This is a genomic window from Paraburkholderia sp. AV2, assembly GCF_054968425.1.
In genome coordinates, this window is the sequence record NZ_JBANLK010000028.1 from 11542 (window position 1) to 28315 (window position 16774).

At 65.7% G+C, this 16774-nt stretch carries 15 protein-coding genes; 7 read left to right on the plus strand and 8 right to left on the minus strand.

Annotation, left to right across the window (positions count from 1 at the left end):
- The first annotated feature begins 71 nt into the window (after nucleotides 1–71).
- The 5 genes from V8683_RS19290 (at nucleotide 72) to V8683_RS19310 (ending at nucleotide 6437) form a co-directional block, all read left to right on the plus strand.
- On the plus strand, nucleotides 72–2390 hold the full coding sequence (locus V8683_RS19290) for a sigma 54-interacting transcriptional regulator (RefSeq protein ID WP_411191950.1): 2319 nt from the start codon (nucleotides 72–74) through the stop codon (nucleotides 2388–2390).
- Nucleotides 2380–3597, plus strand: coding sequence for an S-methyl thiohydantoin desulfurase domain-containing protein (locus V8683_RS19295; RefSeq protein ID WP_411191949.1), 1218 nt, complete (start codon nucleotides 2380–2382; stop codon nucleotides 3595–3597). The genes V8683_RS19290 and V8683_RS19295 overlap by 11 nt, the downstream gene beginning before the upstream one ends.
- The gene (locus tag V8683_RS19300; protein ID WP_411191948.1) at nucleotides 3594–4319 is read left to right on the plus strand and encodes an aspartate/glutamate racemase family protein; all 726 of its coding nucleotides are present in this window, start codon (nucleotides 3594–3596) and stop codon (nucleotides 4317–4319) included. Before V8683_RS19295 ends, V8683_RS19300 begins: the two co-directional genes overlap by 4 nt.
- A 208-nt stretch (nucleotides 4320–4527) precedes the next feature.
- Nucleotides 4528–5292 (plus strand): AraC family transcriptional regulator, encoded by a 765-nt coding sequence (locus V8683_RS19305; RefSeq protein ID WP_462848228.1) that lies wholly within the window; start codon nucleotides 4528–4530, stop codon nucleotides 5290–5292.
- Between the two features lie 107 nt (nucleotides 5293–5399).
- Nucleotides 5400–6437, plus strand: a complete 1038-nt coding sequence (locus tag V8683_RS19310) for a threonine aldolase family protein (protein WP_411191946.1) — start codon at nucleotides 5400–5402, stop codon at nucleotides 6435–6437.
- A gap of 44 nt (nucleotides 6438–6481) precedes the next feature.
- Here the strand turns inward: V8683_RS19310 and V8683_RS19315 are convergent, their stop codons facing one another.
- Nucleotides 6482–7393 carry an AraC family transcriptional regulator gene (locus tag V8683_RS19315; RefSeq protein WP_411191945.1) on the minus strand — a complete coding sequence of 304 codons (912 nt, stop codon included), beginning with the start codon at nucleotides 7391–7393 and terminating at the stop codon, nucleotides 6482–6484.
- 154 nt (nucleotides 7394–7547) lie between these two features.
- On the opposite strand from V8683_RS19315, the gene V8683_RS19320 reads away from it, so the two are divergent.
- On the plus strand, nucleotides 7548–8381 hold the full coding sequence (locus V8683_RS19320; RefSeq protein ID WP_411191944.1) for an oxidoreductase: 834 nt from the start codon (nucleotides 7548–7550) through the stop codon (nucleotides 8379–8381).
- Nucleotides 8382–9069: 688 nt separating this feature from the next.
- Nucleotides 9070–9345, plus strand: coding sequence for a hypothetical protein (locus V8683_RS19325; RefSeq protein ID WP_411191943.1), 276 nt, complete (start codon nucleotides 9070–9072; stop codon nucleotides 9343–9345).
- 63 nt (nucleotides 9346–9408) lie between these two features.
- Here V8683_RS19325 and V8683_RS19330 read toward each other — a convergent pair whose 3' ends face one another.
- The 7 genes from V8683_RS19330 to V8683_RS19360 form a co-directional block, all read right to left on the minus strand.
- Nucleotides 9409–11055 carry an FGGY-family carbohydrate kinase gene (locus V8683_RS19330; RefSeq protein WP_411191942.1) on the minus strand — a complete coding sequence of 549 codons (1647 nt, stop codon included), beginning with the start codon at nucleotides 11053–11055 and terminating at the stop codon, nucleotides 9409–9411.
- Between the two features lie 41 nt (nucleotides 11056–11096).
- The gene (locus V8683_RS19335) at nucleotides 11097–11825 is read right to left on the minus strand and encodes an SDR family oxidoreductase (protein ID WP_411191941.1); all 729 of its coding nucleotides are present in this window, start codon (nucleotides 11823–11825) and stop codon (nucleotides 11097–11099) included.
- A gap of 25 nt (nucleotides 11826–11850) precedes the next feature.
- Nucleotides 11851–13110: a sugar ABC transporter permease gene (locus V8683_RS19340; protein WP_411191940.1), complete on the minus strand. Its 1260-nt coding sequence runs from the start codon at nucleotides 13108–13110 to the stop codon at nucleotides 11851–11853.
- 11 nt (nucleotides 13111–13121) lie between these two features.
- Nucleotides 13122–13928, minus strand: a complete 807-nt coding sequence (locus tag V8683_RS19345; RefSeq protein WP_411191939.1) for an ATP-binding cassette domain-containing protein — start codon at nucleotides 13926–13928, stop codon at nucleotides 13122–13124.
- A gap of 91 nt (nucleotides 13929–14019) precedes the next feature.
- Nucleotides 14020–15078, minus strand: coding sequence for an ABC transporter substrate-binding protein (locus tag V8683_RS19350; RefSeq protein ID WP_411191938.1), 1059 nt, complete (start codon nucleotides 15076–15078; stop codon nucleotides 14020–14022).
- 121 nt (nucleotides 15079–15199) lie between these two features.
- A complete protein-coding gene (locus V8683_RS19355; RefSeq protein WP_411191937.1) occupies nucleotides 15200–16147 on the minus strand; it encodes an AraC family transcriptional regulator in 948 nt (315 codons plus the stop codon).
- Between the two features lie 405 nt (nucleotides 16148–16552).
- On the minus strand, nucleotides 16553–16759 hold the full coding sequence (locus tag V8683_RS19360; protein ID WP_321911701.1) for a YbdD/YjiX family protein: 207 nt from the start codon (nucleotides 16757–16759) through the stop codon (nucleotides 16553–16555).
- Between the last annotated feature and the right edge of the window lie 15 nt (nucleotides 16760–16774).

The window sequence follows — 16774 nt, forward strand, 5'->3', positions numbered from 1 at the left end:
GCGTTCCGCGGCTGTTTTCAGATCGCGTTGCTGGTCAAATCACACGCCGCTTTTCCGGAGCCCACCAGGCCATGAGTTCTTCCCCCGTCGTGCCGTTCGCGCGAGACAAAACGGATCACGGCGCGTTTATCGGTGACGCGCCGGCGTTTCGCCAACTGGTCCGCATGCTCGATCGCGTCGCGCCCACCGATCACGCCCTGCTCATCATCGGGCCGACCGGTTCGGGCAAGGAACTGGTCGCGCGCCGCGTGCACCTGCGCAGCCTGCGGCACGATCAACCGTTCGTCGACGTCAACTGCGGCGCCATTCCGGAACATCTCGTCGAAGCCGAACTGTTCGGACACGTCAAAGGCGCTTTCACGGGCGCGGGCGAAGGCCGCCCGGGACTGTTCCAGCAAGTGGGCAAAGGCACGCTGCTGCTCGACGAGATCGGCGAGTTGCCGCTCGCGCTGCAGCCCAAGCTGCTGCGCGTGCTCGAAACGCGCACGTTCCGCCCGGTGGGCGCCTCGACCAGCATGCGCTTCGAAGGGCGCGTGGTGGCGGCAACCCACCGGGATCTGCGCGAGCTCGCGCGCCAGGGGCTCTTCCGCGAGGATCTGTTCTACCGCCTCGCGGTCTTCGTGCTGGCGCTGCCCGGACTCGACCAGCGCGTGGAGGACATTCCCGCGCTGGTCGCGCATTTTGCTTCGCAGCATACGCGGCGCCTCGAATTTTCCCCGGCCGCCATCCGGCGGCTCAGCCGGCACACCTGGCCGGGTCATATCCGCCAACTGCGCAACCTGATCAGCCGGCTAAGCGTGCTCTCCGAAAGCACGCTCATCGACGTGGACGCGCTCGAGCCGTTTCTCGTCAACGAGACGGCGGGATCCATTTCGCGCGCCGGCCTTGCCGACATGCTGCTGCAACTCGAAGGACGCGACAAGCTCGCCGTCGCCGAAGATCTGCTGATCGACCGCGCGCTAGAGCGCAGCGCGGGCAACAAGAGCGCCGCGGCCACGCTGCTCGGCGTGGGCCGCAAGACGATCGAGCGCCGCCTGAAATCGCGCGAGGAGCACCATCGCGAAGCGCACAAATGTCTGGAAACCGCGAGCGCGCTCATCGAAGCCTCGCGCTTCGCCGATGCCATTGCCCCGTTGCGGCGCTGCCTCGACGTGCTGCAGACCGGCCCCGAACAGGGACCGGTGCGGCGTCTCCAGTTCGACGCTTACCGGCTGCTCGGCATGAGCCTGCGCAGCGTGCACGGCTGGCTGTACGCGGAAGCCACGGCCTGTTACGCGGCGGCGCTCGCCGTGGGCGAAGGCATTTGCGAGCCGCCCGAGATCGCGGCGATCCAGTTCGGCATCTGGACGACCCAGCTCACGACGCTCCAGCTCAAGCAGGCGCGCGCCACCGCGCAGGACATGCTGCAGCGCGCCCAGAACAGCGGCCATGCCATCTCGCTCGACGAAGCCCACTTCGCCATGACCAATACGCTCTTCTGGCTTGGCGACAGCGAAGAGGCGCTCGCCTGTCTCGCGCGCGGCCATCTGCTTGGCGTAGCCCGCAACGACGTACGCACCGGCTCGCAAGGCATCGACCTCGCGAGCCTCGCCTTGACGTTCGAAGGACTCGCCGCCTACCAGATCGGCGCGTTCGTGCAGGCCCGGCACGCGATGGAAATGCTGATCCTGCGCGCTTCCGAACCGGGCACGCATGCGCTCGCGCACGCGGTCAATCTGCAGGGCGCCGTGTGGCTCGCCTGCCTCTTCGACGATCGGGAGCGGCTCGGGCCGCTCGCGAGCGAGCTCGAATCGGTATCGATCGCCAACGGCTTCGCCTTTTATCGGGGCGTCGGCCAGATATTCCGCGGCTGCCAGTTGAGCGCGCTCGGCCACGCCGACGAAGCGGAAGCCGTCATGCTCGACGGCTACGATAACCATATGGTCTGCAACGGCGGTGCGCTGTTCTATTCCTTCAAGACCTGGCAGCACGGCGAACTGCTGCTGCGCGCCGGCCGTGCGGAGCAATGCGAAGCGATACTCGCCACCGCCGTCGATGAAACCCTCGCCCGCCAGGAGCGCGCCTACCTGGGCGAACTGCTGGTCACCCGGGCGCGCGCGCAATGGGCGCTCGGCGACCTGACAGCCGCGGAGCAGGGGCTGCGCACCGCCCTCTCCACGGCGCTTGCCTTCGGTTCGGTGCCCGCGCGCGTGGACGCCGCGCGCTATCTTGCCGAACTCTTCCGGTCCACCGGCCGCGAGGCCGATGCGATCGACACGCTGGACCGCGGATTGCGCGGGCTCCCGCCCGAGTCCACCACCCGCATTATCGATGCAGTCGCTTTGCTCGCCGAGCTTCGGCGCGATGTTTCCCTTGACCCTCAAAACAAAGGAACGACCCATGGCCTATGAATTAACCCGGGAAGATCTGGAACCCCTGCTGCTCGGGGCGGCATTTTTCGGCAGCGGCGGCGGCGGCACGATCGAGTCTGCGCGGCACCTCGCCGAGCATTTCGTCGCGGGCGACTACTACCCCACGGACAAGATCAAGGTGGTGTCGGTCGAGGAAGCCACCGAAGGCGCGGCCGTCATGGTCGCCTACCTCGGCGCGCCCGAAGCGATCAACAAGGCCACCCACCCGATCGGACCGGTCATCGCCGCGCAGAACGTGCAGGCCCGGCTCGCCTCGCAGCCCGCGAAGCTCGCCTATGTGATGCCGCCCGAGAGCGGTGCGCTGGGCTTCACGGTGGCGGCCCTCGTTGCCGCGAAGCTCGGCCTCGCCGTGATCGACGCCGACGGCGCGGGCCGCGCCGTGCCGTCCCTGCCCATGCTCACGTTTGCCGCCGCGGAAATCGATCCGCGCCCGGCTTTCCTCGTGAGCCAGGGCGGCCTCTGCGTCGAGCTCGACGTGACGCCGCGCAAGGGAAACCACGGCGGCCCGTCGCACCAGCGCGACGTCTCGGCCATCGTCGAACAGATGATGCGTCCCGTCGTCGCCGATCCGGAGTTCGGCCAGTTCGGCGGCCTCGCAATGTGGGTGATGACGCCGGCCGATATCGGCCGCGCCACGCCGGTGCGCGGCACGCTCAAACGCGCGCTGGAGCTGGGCCGCACCGTTCAGGCCGGCCAGATTCGCAGTCCTTCGCAAATGATCGGCTATCTCGCCGAACGCTGCGACATCGCCGCCCGCGCGATCTCCGAGCCGGGCGAGCTCGTTTCGGCGGCCGTGAAAACGAGCGGCGGCTTCGACGGCGGCCAGGTCTCCATTCGTGCCGGCGAGCGTAGCTACACGGTGGTCTACCAGAACGAATCGCTGCTCGCGTGGGACAGCGCCAGTGCGCAGCCGATCGTGCTGGCGCCGGACAGCGTGGCGTACTTCGTCGAAGGCGAGGGCCAGTCGATCTTCACCAACGGCGATCTCGTTCAAGACAACGGAAAGTTGAATCCCGCCATCGGCAAACGGCCCGTCACGCTGATCGCCTGGCGCGCCGAGCCGGAGCTGCGCAAGCCCGGCCTGATACTCGACAGCTTCATGGACCTGCTGAACAGCTTCGGCTATCTCGGCCCCTACGTGCCGCTCGAAGCGCTTGCGCACGGTCGCGAAGGCGGTGCCGCATGAACTCGCCAATTCGCATCTGCGTGCTCGTGCCGGTCGCCACGTCGCAGTACAACGACCGCATCATGAAAGCCATCGCGCCGGTCCTGCCGGCGGACGTACAGGTCGAGATCCGCAACATCACGTCCGGCCACCCCGACATCGAGAACCGCACCAACTGGCTGCAGAACGGCATGCCGGTGGTCGAACTTGCCCAGGCGATCGAGAAGGACGGCTTCGACGGCATCTGGCTGACCGACTTCGACATGTGCGGCGTCGAAGCGGCGCGGGAAGTGATCGACATTCCGATCATCGGCGGCTTTCCGCCTTCCGCCTTTGCGGCGCTGATGCTGAGCCAGCGATTCTCGATCGTGACGATCCTGCAAAGCACGCTCGCCATGCAGCGCGCGCATCCGCAAACCTATGGCATCGAGGACACGTTCGTGTCGATCCGCGCGATCGACTGCCCGGTCGCTCAACTGGAGAACGTGGACGTGGTGGTCGCGCGCACGTTCGAGGCCGCCATGAAAGCGATCAAGGAGGACGGCGCCCAGTCCATCCTGCTCGGCTGCACGGGGTTCGTGAACGTTGCCAGCCGTGTGTCGACGCTGCTTGGCGAGGCGCTCGGTGCCTATGTGCCGGTGATCGATCCGAATCAGGCCGGTTTCAGCTTCCTCGTCTCGCTCGTGCGGATGCAGGTGCGGCCAAGCCGGCTGACGTACAGCAAGGTCAGCCTGCAGGGCTGAGCGGGCGGCCAGCGGCACGGCACGCCATGTGCCGTGCCGCCGGCTTGTGCTCCGGTCCTGCGCAGTCCCATGCAATCCAGCATGAAGCTGCGATAATGACCCGTTCACAGCGTAACGCGCGGGGTGGGCCGCCAGACTGCGGGCGGCGAGCCCAAGATGAGTCATGTCCGAAGAAGTCCAGTACCGTCATTCCATCGGCGTCCCAGGCTTGACGCTCGGCACGGCCCGATACGCCGGGTTTCGCTTCGAACCCCACTATCATCTCGACTGCCATATCGGGCTGGTTGCGAGCGGCGTGCAGCGTCAATCCTTGCGGGGCGAATCGTTCCTGCTCGCGCGCGGCGCCGTTCAGATCATGCCGCCGGGCGAAGTCCACGACGGCGTCGCCGATGCGGATCACCCCTACACGCTGCACACGTTTCGTCTGTCGCCCGCGCTGCTGAACGGATTCGGCGAGGAAATCACCGGCAGGCACGCTTTCCCCTCGCAGCCCGCCATCGTGCTGCAAGACCGCGGCCTCGCCGACCGGCTGCTCCACCTCCATGCGGCCCTCCAGCACACGACGGCCGACGGGATGACGAACGAAACGCTCGTTCTCGAACTGCTGGAATCACTGTTCGCCCGCTTGAAGCAGCCCGCTCCCCAGACGATTTCCGGCGCGCTGTCGCCGCAGCAGCTTCGACAGATCCGGGATTTCGTGGACGCCCATCTCGCCGACAAGATCGTCCTGGAGGACTTGTCCCTCCTCGTCGGTCTCGACCGGTTTCGCTTCCTGAAGCGCTTCAAACGCACGGTCGGCATGACGCCTCACGCCTGGTTGCTACGCATGCGGCTGGAAAAGGCCGTCGCCTTGATGGCCGCGAACCGGCAGATGCCGATCACCGGCATTGCGCACGCCGTCGGCTTCTTCGATCAAAGCCATTTCACCCGCGCGTTTCGCGACGCCTACGGGGTGACGCCCGCGCGCTTCTGAGCGACCCCTGCAATTTTTTACAAGGCGATCGGGCAATGGGTCGGTACGCTGCCATTTCTGGCCTCGCCCCTCTCCTGGGCTGCCTCCACCCAACGCAGAAGCACCGAATGACGACTTTCAGCTTTCTCGACGACTACAGCGAGGGCGCGCACCCGGACATCCTCCGCGTCCTGACCGAAACCAACACCAGCCAGCACGCGGCGTATGGCGACGACGCCTTTTCCGCCGAGGCAACGGCACGGATCAAGGCGCGCCTTGGCGATACGTTCGACGGTGCGATCCACTACGTAGCCAGTGGCACGATGGCGAACATCGTTTCGATCGCCAGTTGCCTCCGTCCGCACGAAGCCGTCATTGCGGCAAGTTCGGGGCATATCGTGGTGAGAGAGGCCGGTGCGATCGAGGCGACGGGCCACAAGCTCATCGCCGTTCCCGCCGTTGACGGCAAGCTCACGCCGGAACATATCGAGGCCGCACTGGCGAGCAATGCCCATTTCCCGCATATGGCGAAGCCCCGGTTGATCTATCTGTCCAACGCGACCGAAACCGGCACGCTCTACACGCTTGCGGAACTGCGGAAAATTTCCGCGCTCGCCAGAGAACGGGGCCTCATTCTATTTCTGGATGGCGCGCGCCTTGCCGCAGCACTGGCTTCCGACAAAAACGACGCAACGCTCGCCGATATTGCCGCTCTTGTCGATATTTTCTGGATCGGCGGAACCAAGGTGGGTGCGCTTCTGGGTGAAGCCATCGTGGTGTGCAATCCCGCCTTGAAAGAGGACTTTGCTTTCCACATCAAGCAGCGCGGCGCCATGCTGGCAAAAGGCCGGCTGCTGGGTATCCAGTTTCAGGAATTGTTTGGGAGCGCCAATCTTTTCTTTGCCAACGCCCAGCACGCCAACGCGGCCGCAGCAAGACTCGCCGCGGGAATCGTGTCGAATGGCTACGCGCTTCAGGCGGAAACGGTGACGAACCAGGTATTCGCGATCTTGCCCGATTCCGTTATCGCGGCGTTGAAGCAAGACTTCGCTTTTTACGTGTGGGGACCGGCACACGAGCGCCATTCCGTGGTTCGGCTGGTCACGTCGTGGGCCACGGAAACCCATCGGGTCGATGCCTTTTTGAATCGACTGGCGTTGGGCTGACCGCTCGCCCCGGTTGCTTTTCGACTCCGGGGTCGCAAGATAGCTCAGTGCGACGAGACATACGTTGCCCCCTCGAACGCCTCGGGAATGGCGAAACTCTCGCGCATACGCCTGGCCTCCGCGGCGGGCGTCAAGCCAAAGAGCCGTTTGAACTCCCTCGTGAACTGGGACGCGCTCGTATAGCCCACGGCGTGGCTCGCCGCTTCGGCGGTCAGGTCGTGGCGCAACATCAGCAGCCGGGCCTGATGCAGGCGCGTGGACTTCACGTACTGCATGGGCGAAACTTGCGTGATCGCCTTGAAGTGGCTGTGAAAGCTCGGAACACTCATCCCCGCTTCTTCGGCAAGCTGCGCCACGTCGAGCGACTGCGCGTAGGCAGCGTGGATGAGACGTAGCGATCTGCCGATTCTGCCGAACTGCCCCTGCATCGCCAGCGCTTCCCGCATCGAACCGCCCTGGGCTCCGGTGAGCACACGAAAGTACAGTTCGCGCAGCAAGCCTTGGCCCAGCACGGCGGCTTCGAGCGGCCGATGCATGGCTTCGAGCAGGCGCAACACGGACGTTTGCATCGCGTCATCCATCGGCGTGGAGGTCATGCTCCGGGGCGCCTGGCTGCGCTCGGTCAGGCCTTCGCGGTCGATCTGCGCCGCCAGCTCGGCGGCCATCGCGAAATCGAGGTGCAGATACAGCGCGAGCAGCGGGCGCTCCGGGGTCGCATCGGTTTCCATGCTAAACGGCACGGGCACGGACACGGCCAGATAGTGACGCTCATCGTACAGATAGAGCTCGTCGCCGAAGTAGCCGCGCTTGCGGCCCTGGCAAACGATCACGATGCCGGGATCGTACAGAACCGGCGTGCGCGGCAGCGCCCGGTTCGAACGCAGGATGCGGACGCCCGGCAGCGCCGTCAGGTTGTAGCCCTCGTCCGGGGCCAACCCGCGCAGCAGGGAAACCATGCGCTTCTGGCTTCGCGGGGACAGCTCGGGTTGACCGGGGAAGGCGCGTTGGCTTCTCATAGTTTTATGCAAGAAAATTAGCGGAATCTGGCTTATCTTGCCCTCCTTCTCAGACTAGCATGCACTTTCCAGACAACATTCGGAGCGTGCTTCCATGACATCCAGCAAAACGCTGCTCATCACCGGCGTCAGCAGCGGCTTCGGCCGCGCGCTCGCCCAAGAGGCGCTTGCGGTCGGTCACACCGTGGTCGGGACCGTGAGAAGCGAGGAGGCATTGCGTGATTTCACGTCGCTGTCCGCGCATGCCGCTGTGGGACGCGTACTCGACGTGACCGACTTCGACGCCATCGCAGGCGCCGTGTCGGAAATCGAGGCGAACGTGGGGCCGGTCGACGTCCTCGTCAACAACGCGGGCTATGGCCACGAAGGCATCATGGAGGAATCGCCTTTGCCGGAGATGCGTCGACAGTTCGATGTGAATGTTTTCGGCGCGGTCGCGATGATGAAGGCCGTGTTGCCCTTCATGCGCGAACGCCGCCGTGGACACATTCTGAATATCACGTCGATGGGCGGTTACATCACCATGCCGGGAATCTCGTACTACTGCGGAAGCAAGTTCGCGCTTGAAGGCATCTCGGAGGCGTTGGGCAAAGAGGTGAAGCCTTTCGGCATCGCGGTGACCGCCGTCGCGCCGGGTTCGTTCCGCACGGACTGGGCCGGCCGCTCGATGACGCGAACGCCCCGCTCGATTCCGGACTACGACGATATCTTTGACCCTGTCCGTCGGGCTCGCGAAGAAAAGAGCGGCAGGCAACCGGGAGACCCCAGGAAAGCCGCGCGCGCCATGCTCGCGGCAATCGATGCGGACCGGCCCCCGGCGCATCTCTTGCTGGGCAGCGACGCGCTCGGGCTCGTGCGAGGCAAGTTGTCGGCGCTGGAGGACGAGATCCGTGCGTGGGAGGCTGTCACGATCTCGACGGATGGCTGAATCGAAAATGCCTGGCCGCGCTACCCAATCCGTTCCGACCATTCCCGAAAGTGGACGAAATCGGCACATCACGCCCCTCCCACGCATAAATTGGACGAAATCGTCCAATCCCACTCCAAACTGTGGACGAAATCGTCCTGGGGCGTGCCCCCGATAGCCGTCAACCTCCCGTCAGCAGGGACGCGCCCACATGGCACGGTCATTGCTTAGTCAGTCCGGAACCTAAAAACGCCGATTTCATAAATTTAGAGAGAGTTGTGCAGTAACCGCAGTCGTCACGTGCCGCTATCTGGCGACCAGTCCGCATCCACAAAGGACGGCGCCCCTGCGTGACGCTGAAACGGCGGGAATCGCCTGGCCATGTCCCAGGCGAGCCGCTGTCTTGGCCGCCGTTGCTCATATTCCGAGGGCAGAGCGCGGCGGCCAATCTTCTATTCGCCTGCGCGAATTCCACCAGACCCGTCATGGGACGGTGCGCCTTCACGAGACCCGGGCGCTTTCCAGGCACTGCTTATTTTTGCCGAATGTACCGATTACCCTCTGCTTTTCGCATGAGCGAGGCAGGGCGATTCGAACGTTGCTGAGTGGGACGACACAAAGAAGAGCGCCGAAGCGATCCTGTCGTGCAAGTGAGGTGAACGGGGTCGAGCGGTTGCATTGGACAGGCGAAACCAGACAGGGCACGCACATGCACCCGAAGCTTGCCGATCACAGTGCGCGCACTGTGACTCCCCCATCGAACATGAAAACGTGGCTCGCGGGCGAAAGCCCCTATACGGTACAAAATCTCGACGATGCCATCGCGCATCTCGAAGCCGCCATCGCAGCCGACAATCACGTCGCCGTCTTCGGCCGTCGCTACTGGTTCGACCGGGTGCAGCAGATCGCCCTGACGCCGGGGATCATGCACACGCAAGCCCGCCGCCTCAGTCATTTGCTGAGCCGGCTGACCGGGGAAGGCTAGCCTTCAGGTCGCGTGCTTCGGGTCGTGCCGGCCGCATTGACCGTATTAACCGCATTGACCGCACTAACGTATGGCCCTCGCCACGCCCTGCAACTGCCTGAACGCGTCATACCGCGCGTCGTGCAGGGCCGCCGTCTCACCCCTCGCGGGCGCATGGATCTTACCGATCCGCGACATCTTCGCCATGGCGGCGCGCACGTCCTCGCAAAGCCCGCCCGCCACGGCGCCCAGCATCGCCGCGCCCAGCAGCACGGGCTCTTCCGCCTCGGTCGCGAGCACGGGCTTGCCCGTCGCATCGGCCAGCAACTGGCGCACGAGCGCGAGCCGCCCCGCGCCGCCGCTGATCACGATCCGCTCGATCGGCGCGCCGGCCGCGGTCTGCGCTTCGATAATCTGGCGCAGCCCGTAGCCAATGCTGCAAATCCCGGCGATATAGAGCGCGACAAGGCTGTCCCGGTCCGTCTCCATCCCGAGCCCCGCGATCACCGCTCTCGCGTGGGGATCGGCAAACGGCGCGCGGTTGCCGAGGAATTCGGGCACGACATGCAAACCGTGCGCGAGCCCGACCGCCGCCGAAAGATCGTCGGAGGCCTGCACAGCAAGACCGGCGAGCAGTGCCGGCAGCGACTGCCCCGCTTCCTGGGCGCGGCGCTGCGTTTCGGCGGCCAGCGGATGCATCGCCAGCAGCCGCTCGATCGCCGCCCCGGCCACCGACTGGCCGCCTTCGTTGAGCCACGCCTGCGGCACCATCGCCGAGAAGTACGGCCCCCAGACGCCCGGCACGAAGACCGGTTCGCGTGTGGTCGTCATCGTGCACGACGAGGTACCGAAGACATAGGCAAGGCAGGACTCGGGCGCGCCGTCCGCGCCCACCGTGCCGATGCCCCCGGCGTGCGCGTCGATCACGCCCGCAGCAACCGGTGTGCCCGCCCTCAGGCCCAGTTCCGCCGCGGCCTGCGCGGTCAGCCCGCCGCCGAGCGGCGTGCCGGGCTCCACGACGCGCTGCCCGATGCGCGCAAAGCCTTCGTCGGCCAGCACGCCAAGACCCACCGCGCGGAAGTAGCTTTCGTCCCAGCGCCGTTCGTGGGCGAGGTAGGTCCACTTGCAGGTGACGGTGCAGGTGGAGCGCACGAGATCGCCGCTCGCGCGCCAGGTCAGGAAGTCGGTCAGATCGAAGAACTGCCAGGCGGCTTCGAACACATGGGGCCGGTTTTCGAGCAGCCAGAGCAGCTTGGGCGTTTCCATCTCCGGCGAGATCGTGCCGCCCACGAACTCGAGCACCGCGTGTCCCGTCTCGTTGATGCGTTGCGCCTGCCCGACCGCGCGATGGTCCATCCAGACGACGATGTCGCGCTCGTCCTTCTCGGTCGGCCCCACCGGCAGGGGCCGGCCGCCCTCGCCCAGCACGACCAGCGAGCAGGTGGCGTCGAAGCTGATCCCGGCGATCGCGTCGGGCGCAAGGGCCGCTGCCGCGAGCGCGTCTTTCACGGCGCGGCAGACGGCGCTCCAGATCTCCGTGCTCGACTGTTCGACGATCGCGCCGCTCGCGTGAAACACGGTGATGTCGTGCTTCGCCGAGGCCACCATCGCACCCGAGGGATCGAAGATGCCCGCGCGGGCGCTGCCTGTGCCCACGTCCACGCCTATCGCGTAGCGCGTGCCGTGCGGTACGCCTGCGGTCGCGCTTGCAGCCGGATTGTCTGTGCTCATCGCTGTTTGCATGTCAGGAGAAAAGAAGGCGGCGCACGTGCTCAGAGATCCACGCTGTTGGGCAGGATCACGAGATCGCGGATGGTCACGTTGCGCGGCCGCGTCAGCATGAAGAGTACCGCGTCGGCGACCTCTTTCGGCTGCATCAGGCTGCCCGAGGCCAGCGCCTCTTCCATTTTGGCCTTCGGCCAGTCGTCGAGCAACGCCGTGACGACGGGCCCCGGCGCCACCGCGCCCACCCGCACGCCGTGCTTCGCCACCTGGCGGCGCGTGGTGTGAACGAAGGCCTGCACGGCGAACTTCGAGGCCGTGTAGATAGGCTCCCACACCACCGGCACGATGCCCGCAATCGAACTCGTGAAGACGATGTCGCCCGACTTCTGCGCGACCAGATGCGGCAGCACCGCATGCACGGAGCGGAACGCCGCGTTGATATTGAGGTTCAGCATGCGGTCCCAGTCGTCGGGATTGCCGTTCACGACCTCGCCGCCGATATAGGCGCCCGCGTTCGCATGGAAGATGTCGAGACCGCCCGCGAGCTGGAGGATCTTCGGCAGCATCGCGGACACCTCGGCAGGCTGCAGCAGGTCCACCTGCAAGGCGAGCGCGTTCGGCCCCAGTTCGGCGCAGCAGGCTTCGAGCCGCTCTTTGGCGCGGTCGATCAGCACGACCTTCGCGCCCTCGGTCACGAGCGTGCGCGCGCATTCGAGGCCAATACCCGATGCCGCGCCCGTGATGGCGGCCACTTTTCCATTCATCGATTCAGACATGGACGACTCTCCAGGATGCAGGGAATTACGCGCGGCCGTGCGTGACACGCGAGCGCCGGGCCAGCGAGTCGACGATCACCGCGATCGCCAGCACCGCGCCGGTGATCATGAAGCGCAGCGAGGAAGACAGATTCAGCAGCGTGAGGCCGCTCGCGATCGACTGGATCACGATGATGCCGAGTACGGCCGACCACGCGCTGCCGCGCCCGCCGAACAGGCTCGTGCCGCCGATCACGGCCGCCGCGATGGCGTTCAGGTTCACGTCGCCGGTACCGGCCTGCTGGCTCGCCGAGGCGAGCCGCGCGGCCGTGAGCACGCCGCCGAGCGCGGCGAGGCCCGCGCAGAGCATGAAGGCGCTGGTGTAGATGCGGTGGACGTTGATACCGGCGCGGCGCGCGGCTTCGCGATTGCCGCCCACGGCGTTCATCGAACGGCCCCAGCGCGTGCGCATGAGCGCGTAATTCATGGCGACGGCGAGAAAGAGGAAAAGGCCGAACATCAGCGGCACGCCGCGCCCCCGGTCGAGATAGCTCACGACGAGTTCGAGGAACACGGTGATGACCACGCCGCGCGCGAGCAGGCTGCCTACCGAGGGCGCCGAAAGACGGGCCGCGCGGCGGCGCTCGCGCGTGCGTAGCCCGATCAGCACGATCGCGAGGCCCGGCAGCAGCGCGAGCGCGTGCGAGACGAACGCAGGAATGATCATCAGTTGTCCGAAGTTCACCACGGTCGAACCATAGGGCAGGTTGATCGAGCCGTCGGCGCCGAGGACGTAGAGCTGCATGCCGAGGATAGCGAGCAGGCCCGCCAGCGTGGAAACGAAGCTCGGCATGCCCAGACGGTTCAGCAGCAACGCGTAGAGCGCGCCGATCAGTGCCCCGACGACCACGGCGGCCACGATGGCGAGCAGCACGGGCCAGCCTTCGTTGACCCAAAGCGTGCCCACGAGCGCGGAGGCGAAGCCGCTCATCGAGCCCACCGAAAGGTCGATCTCGCCCACCAGCAGCACGCAGACGATGCCGAGCGAAATGACCCCGACCGTCGAGCAGTCGAACAGCAGGTTCACGAGGTTGTCGGCGGAAAGAAAGACCGGGTTCAGGCTCGTGAACACGGTCCAGATGATGACGAGACCCACGATGACCGGCAGCGAGCCGAGGTCGCCCGACCGGATCCGGTCGACGAAGGCGGAGAGGCTTTCGCCGATACCGGTGGCGTGCTTCACGCGTACATCGCTGCGGTCGAGCAGCGGGGACGGCGGCGTGGCGTCCTGGGTTTCCTTGCTCATGATCGCACCTCTCATTGCATGTCCTGTTGCGCCTGGCGCCGGCCCGCGCGGCGCGAGACGGCATTCTCGGTCGCGCCGGTGATGGCGGCCACCAGTTCCGCGTTGGATGAATCGGGATAGAAGACGCCGTTGTTGCGGCCAAGGCGCAGCACCACGATCCGGTCCGCCACGGCGCGCACGTCTTCCATGTTGTGGCTGATCATGATCACCGCGTGGCCGCGCGCGCGCACCCGCTCGATCAGGTTCAGCACCTCGGCCGTCTGCGCCACGCCCAGCGCGGCGGTGGGCTCGTCGAGCATGATCAGCTTCGGGTCCAGCAACAGCGAGCGAGCGATCGCCACGGTCTGACGTTGCCCGCCCGAGAGCGAGGCGACCACGTCGCGCACGTTCGGAATGCGCGCCGAGAGCTCGTTGAGGAGCGTCCACGCGCGCACTTCCATCTGGACTTCGTCGAGCCGTATCGGGCTCAGCTCGCGGCCGAGGAAGATGTTCGCGACCACGTCCAGGTTTTCGCACAACGCGAGATCCTGGAACACGGTGGCAATGCCCAGATCGAGCGCCGTGGCGGGATCGGACAGCGTGACCTGCTGGCCGCGGAACGTGATCGTTCCCGCGCTCGGCTGATGGACGCCGGCCAGGATCTTCACGAGCGTCGATTTGCCGGCGCCGTTGTCGCCGACGAGGGCGACCACTTCGCCCGCATGCACGTCGAGCTCGATGTCGGTGAGGGCCGAGACGGCGCCGAAGTGCTTGGAAACGCCGCGCAAACTCAGCACGAGCTCGCCCGGCGCCGCGCGTGATGTGGGGTTCTCAGTCATGGTAGTCCCTGCTCTTTTGCTTCCGGAGGGCTTCCGGATTGCTTCAGGCGGGGGCCGGCTCGCGCCAGCCCCCGTTCATCTGCAAACCTGATCAGTTCGCGATATCCAGCTTCTTGCAGCCGTCGGCATAGCGGCCCGCGCACAGGTCTTTGGCGCTGGCAAAGCCCTTGTCCACGACCTCCGCCTTGATGTTCTTCGCGGTGATCACGGCGGGCTTGAAGAGCTGCGTCGGCGTATTGAAGAGGCTGGTCTCGCCCTTCGGCTTGTCGCCCGAGAGGAAGCCCACCGCCACCTTCGCGGCCGCCGCCGCGACGATCTCGCTCGGTTTGAGGATCGTGTTGTACTGGTCGCCCGAAACGATCAGCTGCAGGCCGGCGAGCGTCGCGTCGTTGCCCGTCACGGGCGGCACCGGGTTGACGCCGGCTGCCTTGAAGGCGGCGATGGTGCCGCCCGCCGTGCCGTCGTTGGCGGCCACGACGCCCACGATCTGCGAGCCGAAGCGCGTGATTTGCCCGCTCACCCATTGCTGGGCCTTGGGCGGCGCCCATTCGGGCGTGTCGTACTCGGCGAGCGTCTTGTAGCCGCTGCCTTCCAGGCCTTCGTGAATGCCCTTCTTGATGAGCCCCGCGGCCGCATCGGTCGGCGAGCCGTTGACCTCCAGCACGCCGCCCTTGCCCGTGGCAACGCCCGCGTCCTTCAGGTGCTGCACGAGCGACTGGGCGATCGATTTGCCGATCTCTTCGTTGTCGAACGAGACGTAATAGTCGGCGGGTGTGGAGGGCACCGGCCGGTCATAGGCGATCACCTTGATGCCCTGGCTCTGCGCCATATGGACCAGCGACGCAGCCGCGGTGGAATCCACCGGATCGAGCACGATCACCTTCGCCCCCTGCGCGATCACCGAATTGAACTGCTGCTGCTGCATCGCGGCGTCGGCATTCGCGTTCTGGTAGAGCACCTTGCAGCCCGCGCAGAGCTTCGCCATTTCGGCCTTGAAGCCGGGGAAATCGTGCTGCTCGTAGCGGGTCGAGGCGTGATCGGGCATCAGAAAGGCCACGGTGCCGCTCGGCGCGGCCAGCGCCGCGGTCGTGCCGGTCAGCGCCAGGGTCACTATGGCGGCGCCGATCAGAGGGGTCGAAAGTCGGGTCATGAGGTGTCTCCGTTGTTGGAAAAATGCCGATGCCGCCATGGCTATCGGGGGACCGCAGACAAGCCTTGCCCACCGCCGCAAGACCTGAGCCCGGCGTGTCGGCACGGCCTGTTGTCGTGAGCTAGCCGGGCGCGTGCGCGTCGGCGGCCGCGCTGGCCGCGTTCAACTGTTGCCACGCTCTCCAGCGCGAAGGTGACATCTGCTTGAGCTGCAGGAACTGGCGGTTGAAATTCGACAGATTATTGAAGCCGACCTGATAGCAGATGTCGGTGATGCTCAGTTCACCTGATAGAAGTAGCTGGCATGCGAGATTGATGCGCAGACGGTTCACGTACTGCACGAAAGGCACGCCCGTATGCCGGCGGAAGTAGCGGGAAAAGGCGCTGACGCTTTGCCCCGCCAGTTCGGCCAGCTCCGTCTCGCGCAGCTCCTGCGAGAGGTTCTTGCCGATGAAGCCCAGTACGTGATTGATGCGCGTGCCGGCGTAGCGCGTGGGGTCGGCGCGGTACGCGTCGCTCGCGAGCTTCACGGGCTCGGCACTGCGGCCGAGCAGATCGAAAAGCGCCATGAACAGCACGATGCGCCGCAGCCCTTGCGCACCCAGCATCTCGCGCATGACCGGTTCGGCAATCGCGCCCGTTCTCGACGGGAACAGCAGGCCCGAGCGCGAGGCCTCGAGCAGGGGCTCCACGCGGCGGAATTCGGGAAACGCCTCGCTCGTGCGTGCGATGAACCCGGCATCGAATTGCAGCACGAGACACCGTTCGTCCACACGTTCGTCCTGCGGCACGCTGCTGACCCAGTTGTGCGGCAGGTTCGGTCCCACCATCACGAGATTGCCGGGCGCGAAATTGCCGATGTGATCGCCGACGAAGTATTTGCCCACGGTCGACGTGATGAGGTGGATCTCGTACTCGGGGTGAAAATGCCAGCGCACCGTGCGATAGGGATAGCCGTGCGACCACACCTTGAACGACTCGTCGCGCGGCACGGCCACCAGTTCCAGGTCCGGCTTGTCGATCCAGGTCTTGCGGCCATCCCTGGGCGCCGCGTCCTCCGTGGCTTGCATCTGTCTTCCTCCTGCGGCGGTTCGTTCCTTGTTGTCGGGCTCGCGTTGCTGTCGAACGCCGCCATGACCTGAAAGTTACCCATGCGAGCGCCATCCCACCACTGAAAATAAGACCGCCGACTGATACTTTTTTGCATTCGGGTAAGCCCGTATCGCATCAAAAGTCAACTTTTGTGCAAGGCAACAGGTCGGGGACGGATAGATAGCTCGCGGAGATCCCGTTCCTTTCGCCCCGCGTGGCACGATCACGGACAGAGGTCGAATCGCGAGATGGCGCCATGGCGCCTACGCAGCACGATTACGGGTTTCCGGCGAAGCGGCCCGCTGGCGCTGAGGCAAGGACAAAAAATAAGCGCAACGGACACCGGCCCGTTGCGCTTTCTGTCACGCGCAGCTAGCGGCACATCAGCAGCATTTCCCCGCCCCCGAGCCGTACCGCGCGTTCTGCCGTTCGCGGAAGAATTCCTCGTAGGTCATCACTGGCCGGTCCGGATGGGTCGCGCGCATATGAGCGACATATCCTTCGTAGTCCGGCAGACCGACCATCAGGCGCATGGCCTGCCCCAGATAGCGGCCGGCCGTTTGCACGTTGTCACGCAGTCCCGAGAACATGATGCGCCTCGCCTC